The organism is Polaribacter sp. KT25b (genome assembly GCF_900105145.1).
Lineage (GTDB): Bacteria > Bacteroidota > Bacteroidia > Flavobacteriales > Flavobacteriaceae > Polaribacter.
Window position 1 is genome coordinate 1,451,411 of the sequence record NZ_LT629752.1, and the last position, 14,516, is coordinate 1,465,926.

Genomic DNA, 14,516 nt, shown 5'->3' on the forward strand with positions numbered 1-14,516 from the left:
AAAAAAGATAAATACGACAATGTAGCAATAAAGGAAGCTATTATTTAGATGTTAAATTTCTGATTAATAGTAATCTTTGTTGCTTTTCGTGATAATATAAATTAAACAGTAAAACTTGGTGGACCTCTTGTAGATTTAATAGATTGATAAATTTCTTTATCAATTTGAGGATTTAAAATAAATATTGAAGTGTAAAAATGTGTAGGAATTACATCAAAATTAGATGTAAAATCAAAAGTAAAAAAAGTTAAATGCTTATGTAATTCTTTACAATTAAAACTTTGTTTATGAATATGATTTTCTACTTTAGAAGTACAAGAAGTGTGTTCGTGATTTTCTAAAACATGCAAAATTTGTATTGATAGTGGTGCTATCAATACAAAAAGGAAAAAAGTGCTAATTAGTTTTTTAACCAATACTCTATTTTTTACGCATTTTTAAATTTAACATTTCTACACCTAAAGAAAATGCGATCGCAAAGTACAAATAACCTTTTGGAATTGCGCCTACAGTTTTGTTAAAAATTTCTGTGTGCGATAAATGAGCTGCTTCTGTAATTAGCATAAAGCCAATTAAAATTAAAAAAGCTAAAGCCAACATCTGTATAGTTGGGTTGTTGTTTACAAAATTACTTATAGGATTAGAGAAAATCATCATAATAACAATAGAAATTATTACAGCAATAATCATAATCAATAAAGCACCATGAATACCATTTGTCATTCCAACAGCAGTTAAAATACTATCAAAAGAAAAAACAATATCAATTAAAATAATCTGAATTATAACACTTTTAAAAGAAATTACTTTAGGTGTTTTTAGCACATGTTCTTCATTTGTGTTTTCTACTTTTTGACGAATTTCTTTAGTACTTTTATAGAGTAAAAATAAACCACCTAAAAATAATATGATACTTTGCCCAGTTAACGCAGTTTTAAACCAACCTAAATCTATTTCAAAAAACGGATCTTTTAAAGCAATTAAATAAGAGATACTAAAAAGTAATAAAATTCTAGTTACCATTGCTAAAGCCAAACCTAAAAGAGTTGCTTTTCTTACTTGATTTTTGGGTAATTTATTTGCGGTTATAGAAATAAAAATAATATTATCTATACCTAAAATTATCTCTAAAAAAGTTAATGTCACTAATGCTACCCAAGTATCTGCGTGTAAAAATATTTCCATTTTTTTACTTTACTTTATAAACTGTTGCTTTTTTACTGAATTTAGAAAAACCAATTTTTACAGTAAAATCATAAGAATCTTTATGAATTTTATTTATCTGAACAAACATCGGATCTTCTTGTAAATCATTTTTTGGGTTGATGTATTTTAAGGTGTAAAAGAAATTATTTTTCCATTTTATAGACAAAGTATCCACATGGTCGCCATGTTTACTAATTTGAATACTATCTTTTCTGATAATCGTTTCTTTTACAAAACCTTTACCAGCAGGAATTTCAAAAACACCCAATTTAAATCTATCAGAATTATCTTCAAATTCTGATTTACATGATGTTAAAGCTAAAATTCCTACTAAAATAAAGACTAATTTTTTCATTAAATTCCTGTATAATTTGATGGTGTAATTGCTTTTAGTTCTGCTTTAATTTCTGATGAAACTTCTAAAGTATCAATAAAATCTGCAATTGATTTTTGATTGATTTTAGCATTAGTTCTCGTCAATCCTTTTAAAGCTTCATAAGGATTTGGATATGCTTCACGTCTTAAAATCGTCTGAATTGCTTCTGCAACAACAGCCCAATTATTTTCTAAATCATCTTCAAATTTTTGTTTGTTCAACAATAATTTGTTCAATCCTTTTAAGGTTGATGTAAAAGCAATAATTGTATGTCCAAAAGGCACACCAACATTACGTAAAACTGTACTATCCGTTAAATCGCGCTGTAATCTAGAAACTGGTAATTTTGCTGATAAATGTTCAAAAATTGCATTTGCCAACCCTAAATTTCCTTCAGAATTTTCAAAATCAATAGGATTTACTTTATGTGGCATAGCAGAAGAACCAACTTCGCCAGCTTTAATTTTTTGTTTAAAATAATCTGTAGAAACGTATGTCCAGAAATCTCTGTCTAAATCTAAAATGATGGTATTAATACGTTTTAAAGTATCAAATAAAGCCGCTAAATGATCGTAATGTTCTATTTGTGTTGTTGGAAAAGAATGGTATAAACCTAACTTTTCTTGTACAAATTTACTTCCAAATTCTTTCCAATCAATTGTTGGATACGCAACTTTATGTGCATTATAATTACCTGTTGCACCACCAAATTTAGCAGCACTTGGTATGTCATTTAATAAATTAAATTGTTCTTTTAAACGAACCACAAAAACTTCAATTTCCTTTCCTAATCTTGTTGGTGATGCAGGCTGACCATGAGTTCTTGCCAACATAGAAATGTCTTTCCATTCAATTACTAATTCTTGTAATTTTTCTAAAAGTTCAAAATAATGAGGAACATACACATCATTCATAGCTTCTTTAATTGATAAAGGAACTGCTGTGTTATTAATGTCTTGAGAAGTTAATCCGAAGTGGATAAATTCTTTATGTTTTTGTAAACCTAAAGCGTCAAATTTTTCTTTGATAAAATATTCAACAGCTTTTACATCATGATTTGTAATGCTTTCAATATCTTTTATTTTTTGAGCATCTTCAGTTGTAAAATCAGTATAAATTTTACGTAAATCAGCAAATAAATCGTTGTTAAAATCAGCTAATTGTGGCAAAGGAATTTCGCACAAAGCAATAAAATATTCAATTTCTACGCGAACTCTATATTTTATTAAAGCTTCTTCAGAAAAATAGTCTGCTAATTTTGATATTTTATTTCTATAACGTCCATCAATAGGAGAGATGGCATTTAATTGTGATAATTCCATTTTTTAGTTATGTTGTTAACTGCAAAAATAATCAATTCAACAGATTTATGAAGCAGAATTCTCATGTTTTTCTATCATTTGTAAGATGTATTTTCCACGTGCTTTACAGCCTTTACTTTCGTGTATTATTTTTGTTTCTATTAGATGTTTTAATTCTGGATGAATCCAATCTTTTTGTAATCCAAAGAAATATAAAGTGTTCATTGTATAAGCTCTAACTGCAATTTTTTGCGGAGTAATTAACCAATCAAATCCAGTTTCTACAATTGAATCAATGTGTTTTGTGGTAAGTTGATTTTTAATCTCATTATCATTTTTAGCAAAATAAGCATTTGCTAAAAGTTCACAAATTTTAGCGCAAGGTCTTATTGCACTATCAAATTTTAAATTAGAAATTTTTGTAGAGAATTCTTTTAAATGTGGTAAAATCCAATTTAATTGATGATGATTACAAATCCATTCTAAAATCCAAGCAGCTTTTATAGATACTTTATTTTCAACATCAAAAGTAATCGTAACTAAATCTTTAAATAATTTTTGATCTGCTAAAACAATATTTGCAACTCTTTCTCGGTTTTCTCTTTTAGGATTTTCCATATTATTGAGTTGTTCTGTAACAAAAAAGATGCTCATTTTGGTCTGATTTATGTATATTTACTTTAAAATTGTTGCCATGCTAAATATAAAAAGACTTATTGCAGTTTTTGCATTTATAGCTTGTTTTTTTACAAATGAAAAAATAAGTGCTCAAAAGATTAATCAATTTAATGAAAATAAACAACGAACAGGTACTTGGATTAAGTATTATTCGGATGATAAAATACGTTATACTGGTCAATTTGAAAATGGAAAAGAAGTTGGTGTTTTTAAATTTTATGATATTTCTAGTTCTAAATATCCAGTAATTATTAAAACATATTCTAAAGAAAGTCAAAATGTTTTAGTAGAATTTTATACCATTAAAGGCAAACTACAAAGCAAAGGTTATTTTAAAGATAAAAACAGAATTGGTAATTGGACTTATTTTTTTTCTGATGGAAAAATAATGTCAGAAGAAGTTTACAAAGAAGGAAAACTTGATGGAAAATTAGTTAATTATTATCCAAACGGAAAAGAAACAGAAATTACTTTTTATGTAAACGGATTAAAAAATGGTCTTTCTCAAAAATATTCTAGTGACGGAATTTTAATTGAAGAAATCACTTTCAAAAACGGAAAACCAAATGGACAGGCAAAGTATTTTGAGTTAAATGGAAATCTTAAAGAAGCAGGTACTTATCTAAAAGGAAAAAGGGTAGGAGAATGGGAATATTATTTAGACGGAGAAGTTGCAAACAAAAAAGATATTGAAAATAATAAGAAGTATAAGAAAAACGAAAACGATGAAAAGTAGCACATTTTTCAATTTAAAAGCTATTAAATTAATATTGAAATATAAAGAAGAAAAAAACGGAAATAAAACTTTCTAAAAATCATCAATTTGTTCAATAAAATCATCAATTCTTTCAATGAATAAATTCTAATCAAAGTTGTAACTTTGCATCCTCAAAATTAAAAAATGAAACGAGTAGTTGTTGGTCTTTCTGGCGGTGTAGATTCTAGTGTTACAGCACATTTATTAAAAGAACAAGGGTATGAAGTAATCGGACTTTTTATGAAAAATTGGCACGATGATTCTGTAACAATTTCTAACGAATGTCCTTGGTTAGAAGACAGTAACGATGCCATGATTGTTGCCGAAAAATTAGAAATTCCTTTTCAAGTTGTAGATTTAAGCGAGCAATATAAAGAACGCATTGTAGATTATATGTTTGATGAATATGAGAAAGGAAGAACTCCAAATCCTGATATTCTTTGTAATCGCGAAATTAAGTTTGATGTTTTTATGGACATCGCTTTAAAACTAGGCGCAGATTATGTTGCAACTGGGCATTATTGCAGAAAAAGTGAAGAAATTATTGAAGGAAAACCTGTTTATAAATTATTAGCAGGGAAAGATAATAACAAAGATCAGTCTTATTTTTTATGTCAATTATCGCAAGAACAATTAACAAAAGCGTTGTTTCCAATTGGAGAACTTACAAAACCAGAAGTTAGAGAGATTGCCAAAAAAGCAGATTTAATTACTGCTGAAAAGAAAGATTCTCAAGGTTTGTGTTTTATTGGTAAAGTTCGTTTACCAGAATTTTTACAACAAAAATTACAGCCAAAAGAAGGAGTTATTGTTACCATTCCTTCGGATTTTGAGCAGTACACAAAAGCTGCTCCAGAGTTTGAAAACAAGGAAGCTGAACTAAAATATTACTCAACAAAATTTGCGTACAAAAAAGAAGACGGAAAAGTAGTTGGTAAGCATCAAGGAGCACATTATTTTACAAAAGGTCAGCGTAAAGGATTAAATGTTGGCGGAACAAAAGAAGGTTTATATGTAATAGAAACCGATGTTGTAGAAAATGTAATTTACGCAGGTGAAGGAAAAAGCCACAAAGGATTATATAGAAATGTATTATTTGTTGATAATGAAGAAATTCATTGGATTCGTGAAGATTTAATTTTAAAATCTGCAGAAACAATGCAAGTTGATGCCAGAATTAGATACAGACAACCTTTAGAAAAAGCAACTTTGTACAAAGTAGAAAGTGGTTTATATGTAGAATTTCAAAATAAACAATCTGCAATTCAAGAAGGGCAGTTTGTAGCCTGGTATAAAAATGAAGAATTGTTAGGTTCTGGCGTAATTTCTTAATAAAAATTTATAGAATCGTAAAAAAGTAGTAATTTCGAAGTATGAAGAAATTACTACTTTTTTTATGCGTTGCTAGTTTTTTTAGCACTTTTTCTCAAACGGAAGACGCCTGGCTTTATTTAAAAGACAAACCAAATTCGGCAACTTTTTTGCAAAATCCTTTGCAAATGCTTTCTCAACGTTCTTTAGATAGAAGAATTATACAAAATATTTCTTTAGATGTAAAAGATGTTCCTATTGATGAAAATTATTATAATCAACTAAAAAATGAAGGTAACATTACTGTTTTAGGAAAATCTAAATGGTTAAATGCAATTCATGTTCAAGGTACAGTTTCTCAAATTAATGGTTTGTTATCAAATTTTACTTTTATAGAATCTATTGAGTTTGCTAATAAATCTTTAAATCCTGGAGCAAAAAAAAGAGTAAAAAGTGTAACGCCAAATCATCAAAATAAATTTTCAAACACAACTACTGATTTTATCTACGGAAATGCAGAAAATCAGATAAAAATGTTAAAAGGAGATTTTTTACATGAACAAAATTTTACAGGAGAAGGAATGCAAATTGCAATCATAGATGCTGGTTTTCCTAATGTAAATACCCTTTCTGCTTTTCAAAGAATAAGAGACAATAATCAAATTTTAGGTGGTTATAATTTTGCTGATAGAAATACTGATATTTACACAAGAGATAGCCATGGAACACATGTTTTATCAACTATTGCTGGTTATGTAGAAAATCAATTTGTTGGTACAGCACCAGATGCAAAATTTTATTTATTTATATCAGAAATTGCAGAGACAGAAACCGTTTTAGAAGAAACCTTGTGGGTAGAAGCGGCAGAAAGAGCAGATAGTTTAGGTGTAAACGTTATAAATACTTCTTTAGGATATACAACTTACGATAATCCAGATCACAGTCATTCGTATGCAGATATGGATGGAAAAACAACTTTTATCTCAAGAGGAGCAGAAATTGGAGCATCTCGTGGAATAATTTTAGTAAACGCTGCAGGAAATGAAGGAGGTGATTCTTGGAAATATATTGGCGCGCCTGCCGATGCGGTTTCTGTTTTTTCAATAGGCGCAGTAAATTCATCAGAAAATATAGTATATTTTAGTTCTTTTGGTCCAACAGCAGATAATCGAATAAAACCAGATGTTTTAGCAAAAGGGCAAAGCGCTGCAGTTATAAATTATTCATCAGGAAACATATCAACATCAAACGGAACTTCTTTTTCATCTCCAATAATGACAGGAGTTGTAGCTTGTTTTTGGCAAGCTTTTCCAAATAAAACGAATTTTGAAATTATGGATTTAATTCGAAAATCTGCCGATAAATATAATAATCCAACAGATCAATATGGTTATGGAGTTCCAGATTTTGAAACTGCTTACAATCAAGTTTTATCTACAAATGATTTTAGTAATTCTACTATAAGTATCTATCCAAATCCTGTAAAAAACTCTTTTTCATTTTCTTTTGAAGGTACTTCTGTAGAAAATTTATCAATCCAGATTTTTAATATTTTAGGAGAAAAAGTTTTAGAAAAATCAAAATTAATATCAAATACTGTTGATATTTCTAATTTAGAAGCAGGATTTTATATGTTGAAAATTCAAATGGAAAATCAGCAAAAAACTGTTAAATTGATAAAACAATAATGACAAATAAAATTACCAAATTATTTAAAATTCAATATCCAATTATTCAAGGCGGAATGGTTTGGGTTTCTGGTTGGAGATTAGCATCTGCAGTTTCTAATGCTGGTGGATTAGGTTTAATTGGTTCAGGATCAATGTATCCAGAGGTTTTAAGAGAGCACATTCAAAAATGTAAAAAAGCAACAGATAAACCTTTTGGTGTAAATGTACCAATGTTATATCCTGATATTGAAAAAATTATGGATATTATTATTGAAGAAGGAGTGAAGATTGTTTTTACTTCGGCAGGAAATCCTAAAACTTGGACTTCTTTCTTAAAGGATAAAGGAATTACCGTTGTTCATGTTGTTAGCTCTGTAAAATTTGCATTAAAAGCAGAATCAGCCGGAGTTGATGCTGTTGTTTGTGAAGGTTTTGAAGCAGGAGGGCATAATGGACGTGAAGAAACAACGACTTTTACTTTAATACCTATGGTTAATGATCAAGTAAATATTCCTGTAATTGCTGCTGGTGGAATTGCATCTGGAAAAGGAATGTTAGCAGCAATGGTTTTAGGCGCACATGGCGTTCAAATAGGAAGTAGATTTGCTGCAACATTAGAATCTTCTGCACATCAAAATTTTAAAAATACTATTGTAAATGTAAAAGATGGAGATACGCAACTTACTTTAAAAGAATTAGCGCCAGTTAGGTTGGTGAAAAATCAATTTTACAATAAAGTGCAAGAGTTATATCAGCAAAATCCATCAACAGAACAATTAAAAGAATTATTAGGAAAAGGAAGAGCAAAAAAAGGAATGTTTGAAGGAGATTTAGAGAATGGAGAGTTAGAAATTGGTCAAATTGCAGGTTTAATACATGAAATAAAACCCGTAAAGGATGTTTTTGATGAAATATTAGAAGAATTTAGTTCGATTAAAGCTTTGTTAACTAGTACTTAATGTTTTAGTTTAAATAAGGTTACTGATTATTTCATTTATTAAAAAAATGGCATTATCTTTGTATCTTAATAACAAATCGCTGTTAGAATTAATTTAGCAGCACAATAATTTTTTATAATGAATAAAGGTACCGTAAAATTTTTCAACGAATCTAAAGGATTTGGATTTATCACTGAAGAAGGAAACAACAAAGAACATTTTGTACATGTGTCAGGATTAATCGATGAAATTCGTGAAAACGATGAAGTTGAATTTGACTTACAAGATGGAAGAAAAGGATTAAACGCAGTAAACGTAAGAGTATTATAATATATATCTATTACTAGTTAAATTTTTATCTAAAGCCTTTCAATATTTTGTTAGGCTTTTTTTTATGCTTTATTATTTAAAATAAAAGATTAATTAATGTTTTTATTCAGTTATTGGCATTATCTTTGCGAGATAATAAATGTTGTTAGTAATTAAATTAACAACACAATAATTTTTATAATGAATAAAGGTACCGTAAAATTTTTCAACGAATCTAAAGGATTTGGATTTATCACTGAAGAAGGATCAAACAAAGAACATTTTGTACATGTGTCAGGATTAATTGACGAAATTCGTGAAAACGATGAAGTTGAATTCGACTTACAAGATGGAAGAAAAGGATTAAACGCAGTAAACGTAAGAGTATTATAATATATATTTATTACTAGTTAATTTTTTAACTAAAAGCCTATCAAATTATTGATAGGCTTTTTTTATTTTTATAGAAATTTTTTATTATGATTATTGATGCCAGAAAAAGGGCCAATATTAAAGTTGGATTGTTTGTAGAAATAGTGCTAAAGCCACATCAAAGAACTGGTGAATTAACACAAGGTATTGTTGCTAAAATATTAACAAAATCAGTTACACATCCTTACGGAATAAAAGTACAGCTTGAATCTGGTTTAGTTGGTAGAGTAAAAAATATTATTGAATAATTATTTTACTGGAATTTTTATTTCATATAATTTTCTACTTTTATTATTCAGCTTATTTTCTCTTAACCAAGGATTATGGATTTTAAACTCTTTGTAATTTAATCCAAATCCTTTTGCAAAAGTTGCAATATTAGTAATTGCTGTATCAACTTTAATTGTGTATGTTTTTGGTAAAGAATATAAATCTTCTTTATCAAAAACAAAACCATATTTTTCTGGATTACTTAAAATTTCCTTTAAAGCAATAATTCTAAAAATATAACGTTCTGTTTCATCAGGTAAAAGTGCGTCATAATAACTATTTACTTGTTGTTCTTCCATTCTTCTAGAAACGCCATACATACCAGCATTGTAAGAAGCCGCAGCTAGAGTCCAAGTACCAAATCTTTCTTTAGCTTTTTTTAAATATTCTGCAGCTACTTTTGTAGATTTTTCTATGTGATATCTTTCATCTACATTGTTGTTTATTTCTAAGCCATATTCTTTACCTGTTGTTCTCATAAAATGCCATATTCCGGCAGCACCAACAGAAGAAGTTTCATCTGTAAAACCACTTTCTGCAAGAGCTAAATATTTAAAATCATCTGGTAAACCATATTTTGCTAATAAAGGTTCTATGATAGGAAAATATTTATTTGCACGTTTTAAAAGTAATAAACCATTAGATTGCCAATATGTATTTACTAGCAATTCTCTTTCCATTCTTTCTTTTACATCTGCAATTTCTAGCGGAACTTGCTCACCTGCAAGATTTAAATTATCGGGTAATTTTAATGCTTGTATTTTATAGCTTAAATGTGTACCAATTTTTGGATCATTTATAGCATCCGATTCCGTTTTATTAATAGCGTTCACACATAAAAAGGTGACAGAAATTACACTAAGAATAGAAATTATTTTATAAGTATTGCTCATTTTATGTAATAATTTGATATATAAAAGTACTATAATTTTAGTAGTTATTTTAAATAAGTATTAATAATTTCTGATATTTTTTTTGCTTTCGTCATAATCATAGCATGATCTCCACCTATAATTTGCTCACAATTATGTATATATTTAATAGGAAAAACTTTGTCTTTTGTTCCATGAATATGTAAAATATTCTTAGTTGGTATTTCTTGTTGCCAATTTAAAACATTGTAAATAGACCATTGTAAATATGTTTTATCTTTAACTGTTAAGTATCTTTTATAATTAGCGGCTTTTTTCTTGAGTTTTTTACCAATAAAAAATTTACTGTATTTCTCGAAATTGGTAATTATATTTGTAGGAAAAAGTTTATAAAGATTACTTAAATTTGCAAATTTAAATTTTTTAGGAAATTCATTTTTAGATTTTACACTAGAAATAATAATTATTTTCCTGGTGTCGATAAATTTACTTATTTCTTGTACTATAATTCCTCCAAACGAAACACCTATTAAAACAGGATTTTCATGTTTAATATCTTCTAACATTCTCATAGCATAATTAGTAAGTGTTTCTTCTTGGTAAAGAGGTTTTTTCCATTTTAAGTAATGCAATTCAAACTCTTTAGATAAATTAAGTTGTTTAAAAATATCTGGACCAACACCCAATCCAGGCATGAAATATATATGTGTTTTAGACATTTTTAGAGATATCTTTTTATAAAAAATAAGAATTAAAATTATTATAATAATTTATGAGCAAGTTTAATGCCAAGCTATAAATTTACGGCAATTTTGGTACTTTTTCCACATATAAATTTACAATATTTTCATAAAACATTATATATAAATGAATGTGATTTGCTATTTATTTTCTGTAATCAAATAAGTATATTTATGTTTAATTAATTAAAAAATATTGTATGCTTTTTGAGACAGAAAGATTAAAAGTTAGAGAACTTATTTTTGATGATATACATGTATTTCACAAAATGCAAACTAATCCAAAAGTGATGCAATTTGCAGATGGAGAAATTAAAAATTTTGATAAAAATGTAGAAGAATTAAAAGAATTAATCAAGAGATATTCTATTAAAAATAATGATTTTTGGATTTATGCTGTAGTTTAAAAAAATGATAATCAATTTATTGGAACGGTAGCAATCGTAAAAGATGCTTATAATGATAATGAAATCGGGTATCGTTTTTTAGATATTTATTGGGGTTTAGGATATGGGTTTGAAATTTGTAAAGGACTTATTTCTTATTGTAAAAAAATAGGTTTAAAAAAAATAATAGCCTATGTTGTTGATGAAAATAGTGCATCCGTAAAAATTTTAGAAAAAAATAATTTTACAATATTGAAAAAATTTATAAGTGATGATCTTCAATTACCAGAAACAAAATATCAATTAAAATTATGATTGTAGACAATTTAAATCCGCCTTATTACGCTGTAATTTTTACCACAATTGTTACAGATAATTTAGAAGGTTACACTAAAACAGCAGAAAAAATGGAAACATTAGCTAAAAAACAAAAAGGCTATTTAGGAATTGAATCTGCAAGAAGTGAAGTAGGAATAACCGTTTCTTATTGGCAGACGTTATCAGATATTATTGCATGGAAAAATAATATAGAACACACAGAAGCAAGAAATTTAGGAAGAGAGAAGTGGTACAAAAAGTATCAATTAAGAATTTGTAAAGTTGAACGCGAATATGGATTTCATTAATAAAAAAATATAAACTTTTCTCTTCCTTTTTCTTTAATACGTTATGTAATCTACAATTTCTAATCCATAACCAATCATACCAACTCTTTTTGTTTGCTGTGTATTGGTTATTAATTTTAATTTACTGATGTTTAAATCGTGTAAAATTTGTGCGCCAATTCCAAAATCTCTTTGATCCATTCCGATTGCAGGTGCTTTTAGTTCACCATTTTTTTGACTTTCTTTTAAAACGGATAATCTATTCAATAAATTTTTAGATTCATTTTGCTGATTGATAAATAGAATAGCACCTTTTTCTGCTTCATTTATCACGTTAAACATTTGATCTAATTTTTTATCAGCATTATTAGTTAAAGTACCAAGAATGTCATTATTAACTAAAGTTGAATTTATTCTAGTTAAAACACCTTCGTCATTAGTCCAAGAACCTTTTGTTAATGCAATATGTACTTGATTATTTGTGGTTTGTTGATACGCTCTTAATCTAAATTTACCAAAACGAGTTTCAATATCAAAATCATCTTTCTTTTCAATTAAAGAATCATGTTCCATCCTATATGCAACTAAATCTTCAATAGAAACAATTTTAATATCGAATTTTTTAGCCACTTTTAAAAGCTGAGGTAAACGAGCCATTGTACCGTCTTCATTCATTATTTCTACAATAACTCCTGCAGGTTTTAAACCAGCTAAACGAGCAAAGTCAATTGCAGCTTCGGTATGACCAGTTCTACGTAAAACGCCACCTTCTTTTGCTCTTAAAGGAAAAATATGGCCAGGTCTACCCAAATCAAAAGGTTTAGTGTCTTTGTCTATTAAAGCTTTAACAGTAAGCGCTCTGTCTGAAGCAGAAATACCAGTTGTAACACCTTTACCACGTAAATCTACAGAGACTGTAAAACCAGTTTCCATAGGATCTGTGTTATTATTAACCATCATTACTAACTCTAATTCTTTACAGCGCTTTTCAGTTAAAGGTGCACAAATTAATCCACGTCCATGAGTAGCCATAAAATTGATCATTTCTGGAGAAACTTTTTCTGCAGCTGCTAAAAAATCCCCTTCATTTTCACGATTTTCATCATCAACAACTATAATAACTTTACCATTTCTAATATCGTTAATAGCTTCTTCAATTGTATTTAATTGCGTTTTGTTTTGTAGAATTTGAGTTTTCATATTTTGGTACCTTTATTTGGTATAATTTTTTTGAAAAAATTTGTAATTGGCTGTAAAAAGGAATTTAAGTTAAATATTCCTTTGTCTTTTGTAGCTCTTCTTGTTAGTAATATTGCAACAGGTGTCATAATAATCGCAGAAATCCAGGAACCTAAAAACGATGTTATTGTGCTTTCTTCTGCTAAGTTTTTTCCAAAAGTATTAGCAAAAAAGTAGATTACATATACTGCAATGGCTAATATCATTGGCAAGCCAAAACCACCTTTTCTAATAATAGAACCTAAAGGTGCACCTATAAAGAATAAAATTATACAAGATAAAGAAAATGCAAACCTATTATAATATTCAGTATCATAAAAATTTAATATTTTTCTATTCCATTTTATAGTTAGGTTATTATTATTTAAAGAGCTAACAACTCTATTTGTTTTTGCAATTGCAGAATTTAAAATGGTAATTTTTTCTTTATCTTTAAAATTTTGAAGTGTTTTACTATCGAGATTTTTCTTTTTTAAAGAATCAGGATATTTATATAAATCATTAGCTTGTGTACTTATAAATATATTTTTTGCTCTATTGTCTAATGCATCGTAATATTTTTCTTTTAATCTAGGAATTGTATCTTTAATTTCTTTTAAAGTATACATCATTGGATAACCTTTACTTTTTGTAGTATCTACAACCGAACTTATGCCTCCAATATCTATATTGAATTCATATTCTTTAAAAGTAGCATTTGAAGCGGCCATTTTTTTTCTTTTAATTGATGTTCTAGCAGATTTTACGTGTTCTTCATAATAATTGCCATCATATAAAATAAAGGTCATATATCTACTACCTTCTTCAGTAACAATTTTTCCACTTTTAGCTGTTATTACTTTTTGATTTCCTCTATTGCTTTTTAAATCATATATTAAAACATTCTTTAATAAGTTTTTGTCTTCACCATATTTTTCATCAAACTTTATTTGATAACCAGGTAAATCTGCATTAAAACTTCCAGGAATTAATGCCATTGCTGGTTGTTTTTTCTTAATGTTATTCTTTAAATTTATTTGTTCATAAACAGCATAAGGGTAAACGTTGTTTAAAAATAAGAAGTTAACGATACTTAATAAAATAGCTAAGATACCTAATGGTCTTACTAATCGATGTAAAGAGATTCCTGCAGATTTTGCTGCAGCAAATTCGTAGTTTTCTCCTAAATTACCTAAAGCCATTATCGATGATAATAAAACACCAATTGGTAGTGCTTGCGGAATTATCATTAAAGTTGTGTAATACAAAAACTTTAAGATAAAAATAAGGCTAATTCCTTTACCAGCAATATTTTCAAATGCTTGCCATAAAGCCTGCATTACCAGTACAAAAAGTACTATTAAAAAGGTTGCTATAAAAGGTTTAAAAAAACTTTTTAAGATGTATTTATCTAAGATTTTCATAAAACGTAAAAGTAGCATCTTAA

General features: G+C 27.8%; 18 protein-coding genes and 1 pseudogene. 10 read left to right on the forward strand and 9 right to left on the reverse strand.

Annotated elements, in window-relative coordinates:
* Positions 1-101 precede the first annotated feature (101 nt).
* From BLT70_RS06125 to BLT70_RS06145, 5 genes are read right to left on the reverse strand one after another with little or no spacing between them, the layout of a single operon-like run.
* The gene (locus BLT70_RS06125) at positions 102-416 is read right to left on the reverse strand and encodes a hypothetical protein (protein ID WP_157691839.1); all 315 of its coding nucleotides are present in this window, start codon (positions 414-416) and stop codon (positions 102-104) included.
* 4 nt (positions 417-420) lie between these two features.
* A complete protein-coding gene (locus BLT70_RS06130) occupies positions 421-1,185 on the reverse strand; it encodes a TerC family protein (RefSeq protein WP_091892655.1) in 765 nt (254 codons plus the stop codon).
* Positions 1,186-1,189: 4 nt separating this feature from the next.
* Positions 1,190-1,561, reverse strand: coding sequence for a hypothetical protein (locus tag BLT70_RS06135; RefSeq protein ID WP_091892657.1), 372 nt, complete (start codon positions 1,559-1,561; stop codon positions 1,190-1,192).
* A complete protein-coding gene (gene purB / locus BLT70_RS06140; RefSeq protein ID WP_091892659.1) occupies positions 1,561-2,904 on the reverse strand; it encodes an adenylosuccinate lyase in 1,344 nt (447 codons plus the stop codon). The genes BLT70_RS06135 and purB overlap by 1 nt, the downstream gene beginning before the upstream one ends.
* A 45-nt stretch (positions 2,905-2,949) precedes the next feature.
* On the reverse strand, positions 2,950-3,537 hold the full coding sequence (locus tag BLT70_RS06145) for an adenylosuccinate lyase (protein ID WP_157691840.1): 588 nt from the start codon (positions 3,535-3,537) through the stop codon (positions 2,950-2,952).
* 40 nt (positions 3,538-3,577) lie between these two features.
* Between BLT70_RS06145 and BLT70_RS06150 the strand changes: the two genes are divergently transcribed.
* The 7 genes from BLT70_RS06150 to BLT70_RS06180 all read left to right on the forward strand — a co-directional run bounded on the left by BLT70_RS06150 (position 3,578) and on the right by BLT70_RS06180 (position 9,226).
* A complete protein-coding gene (locus BLT70_RS06150) occupies positions 3,578-4,297 on the forward strand; it encodes a toxin-antitoxin system YwqK family antitoxin (protein WP_091897469.1) in 720 nt (239 codons plus the stop codon).
* Between the two features lie 165 nt (positions 4,298-4,462).
* Positions 4,463-5,650: a tRNA 2-thiouridine(34) synthase MnmA gene (mnmA, locus tag BLT70_RS06155; RefSeq protein WP_091892662.1), complete on the forward strand. Its 1,188-nt coding sequence runs from the start codon at positions 4,463-4,465 to the stop codon at positions 5,648-5,650.
* Positions 5,651-5,691: 41 nt separating this feature from the next.
* Positions 5,692-7,317 carry a S8 family serine peptidase gene (locus BLT70_RS06160; protein ID WP_091892664.1) on the forward strand — a complete coding sequence of 542 codons (1,626 nt, stop codon included), beginning with the start codon at positions 5,692-5,694 and terminating at the stop codon, positions 7,315-7,317.
* Entirely contained in the window at positions 7,317-8,258 is a 942-nt protein-coding gene (locus BLT70_RS06165; RefSeq protein WP_091892666.1) for a nitronate monooxygenase family protein, read from the forward strand. The genes BLT70_RS06160 and BLT70_RS06165 overlap by 1 nt, the downstream gene beginning before the upstream one ends.
* A 117-nt stretch (positions 8,259-8,375) precedes the next feature.
* Positions 8,376-8,567 (forward strand): cold-shock protein, encoded by a 192-nt coding sequence (locus BLT70_RS06170; RefSeq protein ID WP_091892668.1) that lies wholly within the window; start codon positions 8,376-8,378, stop codon positions 8,565-8,567.
* 180 nt (positions 8,568-8,747) lie between these two features.
* A complete protein-coding gene (locus BLT70_RS06175; RefSeq protein ID WP_026778088.1) occupies positions 8,748-8,939 on the forward strand; it encodes a cold-shock protein in 192 nt (63 codons plus the stop codon).
* 86 nt (positions 8,940-9,025) lie between these two features.
* The gene (locus tag BLT70_RS06180; RefSeq protein ID WP_368086347.1) at positions 9,026-9,226 is read left to right on the forward strand and encodes a YwbE family protein; all 201 of its coding nucleotides are present in this window, start codon (positions 9,026-9,028) and stop codon (positions 9,224-9,226) included.
* Here the strand turns inward: BLT70_RS06180 and BLT70_RS06185 are convergent, their stop codons facing one another.
* A complete protein-coding gene (locus tag BLT70_RS06185; RefSeq protein ID WP_091892670.1) occupies positions 9,227-10,141 on the reverse strand; it encodes a lytic transglycosylase domain-containing protein in 915 nt (304 codons plus the stop codon).
* Positions 10,142-10,185: 44 nt separating this feature from the next.
* Positions 10,186-10,839 (reverse strand): alpha/beta hydrolase, encoded by a 654-nt coding sequence (locus BLT70_RS06190; RefSeq protein ID WP_091892672.1) that lies wholly within the window; start codon positions 10,837-10,839, stop codon positions 10,186-10,188.
* Between the two features lie 221 nt (positions 10,840-11,060).
* Between BLT70_RS06190 and BLT70_RS06195 the strand changes: the two genes are divergently transcribed.
* From BLT70_RS06195 to BLT70_RS06205, 3 genes and pseudogenes are all read left to right on the forward strand, one after another.
* Positions 11,061-11,267: a hypothetical protein gene (locus BLT70_RS06195; RefSeq protein WP_091892674.1), complete on the forward strand. Its 207-nt coding sequence runs from the start codon at positions 11,061-11,063 to the stop codon at positions 11,265-11,267.
* A 15-nt stretch (positions 11,268-11,282) separates the two neighbouring features.
* Positions 11,283-11,561 (forward strand): annotated as a pseudogene (locus tag BLT70_RS17555) (GNAT family N-acetyltransferase); the annotation flags it as partial.
* Entirely contained in the window at positions 11,558-11,872 is a 315-nt protein-coding gene (locus tag BLT70_RS06205; protein WP_091892676.1) for an antibiotic biosynthesis monooxygenase, read from the forward strand. The pseudogene BLT70_RS17555 and the gene BLT70_RS06205, both read left to right, overlap by 4 nt.
* A gap of 33 nt (positions 11,873-11,905) precedes the next feature.
* On the opposite strand, the gene ribB is transcribed toward BLT70_RS06205, so the two are convergent.
* Both ribB and BLT70_RS06215 read right to left on the reverse strand, forming a co-directional pair.
* Positions 11,906-13,051 (reverse strand): 3,4-dihydroxy-2-butanone-4-phosphate synthase, encoded by a 1,146-nt coding sequence (gene ribB, locus BLT70_RS06210; protein WP_091892678.1) that lies wholly within the window; start codon positions 13,049-13,051, stop codon positions 11,906-11,908.
* Entirely contained in the window at positions 13,048-14,493 is a 1,446-nt protein-coding gene (locus tag BLT70_RS06215; protein WP_091892680.1) for an LptF/LptG family permease, read from the reverse strand. Before BLT70_RS06215 ends, ribB begins: the two co-directional genes overlap by 4 nt.
* Between the last annotated feature and the right edge of the window lie 23 nt (positions 14,494-14,516).

Coding starts and splice junctions, on each gene's coding strand:
- BLT70_RS06130 (WP_091892655.1), bottom strand. CDS start 1,185: ATGGAAATATTTTTACACGCAGATACTTGGGTAGCATTAGTGACATTA.
- BLT70_RS06135 (WP_091892657.1), bottom strand. CDS start 1,561: ATGAAAAAATTAGTCTTTATTTTAGTAGGAATTTTAGCTTTAACATCA.
- purB (WP_091892659.1), bottom strand. CDS start 2,904: ATGGAATTATCACAATTAAATGCCATCTCTCCTATTGATGGACGTTAT.
- BLT70_RS06145 (WP_157691840.1), bottom strand. CDS start 3,537: ATGAGCATCTTTTTTGTTACAGAACAACTCAATAATATGGAAAATCCT.
- BLT70_RS06150 (WP_091897469.1), top strand. CDS start 3,578: ATGCTAAATATAAAAAGACTTATTGCAGTTTTTGCATTTATAGCTTGT.
- mnmA (WP_091892662.1), top strand. CDS start 4,463: ATGAAACGAGTAGTTGTTGGTCTTTCTGGCGGTGTAGATTCTAGTGTT.
- BLT70_RS06160 (WP_091892664.1), top strand. CDS start 5,692: ATGAAGAAATTACTACTTTTTTTATGCGTTGCTAGTTTTTTTAGCACT.
- BLT70_RS06165 (WP_091892666.1), top strand. CDS start 7,317: ATGACAAATAAAATTACCAAATTATTTAAAATTCAATATCCAATTATT.
- BLT70_RS06170 (WP_091892668.1), top strand. CDS start 8,376: ATGAATAAAGGTACCGTAAAATTTTTCAACGAATCTAAAGGATTTGGA.
- BLT70_RS06175 (WP_026778088.1), top strand. CDS start 8,748: ATGAATAAAGGTACCGTAAAATTTTTCAACGAATCTAAAGGATTTGGA.
- BLT70_RS06180 (WP_368086347.1), top strand. CDS start 9,026: ATGATTATTGATGCCAGAAAAAGGGCCAATATTAAAGTTGGATTGTTT.
- BLT70_RS06185 (WP_091892670.1), bottom strand. CDS start 10,141: ATGAGCAATACTTATAAAATAATTTCTATTCTTAGTGTAATTTCTGTC.
- BLT70_RS06190 (WP_091892672.1), bottom strand. CDS start 10,839: ATGTCTAAAACACATATATATTTCATGCCTGGATTGGGTGTTGGTCCA.
- BLT70_RS06195 (WP_091892674.1), top strand. CDS start 11,061: ATGCTTTTTGAGACAGAAAGATTAAAAGTTAGAGAACTTATTTTTGAT.
- BLT70_RS06205 (WP_091892676.1), top strand. CDS start 11,558: ATGATTGTAGACAATTTAAATCCGCCTTATTACGCTGTAATTTTTACC.
- ribB (WP_091892678.1), bottom strand. CDS start 13,051: ATGAAAACTCAAATTCTACAAAACAAAACGCAATTAAATACAATTGAA.
- BLT70_RS06215 (WP_091892680.1), bottom strand. CDS start 14,493: ATGAAAATCTTAGATAAATACATCTTAAAAAGTTTTTTTAAACCTTTT.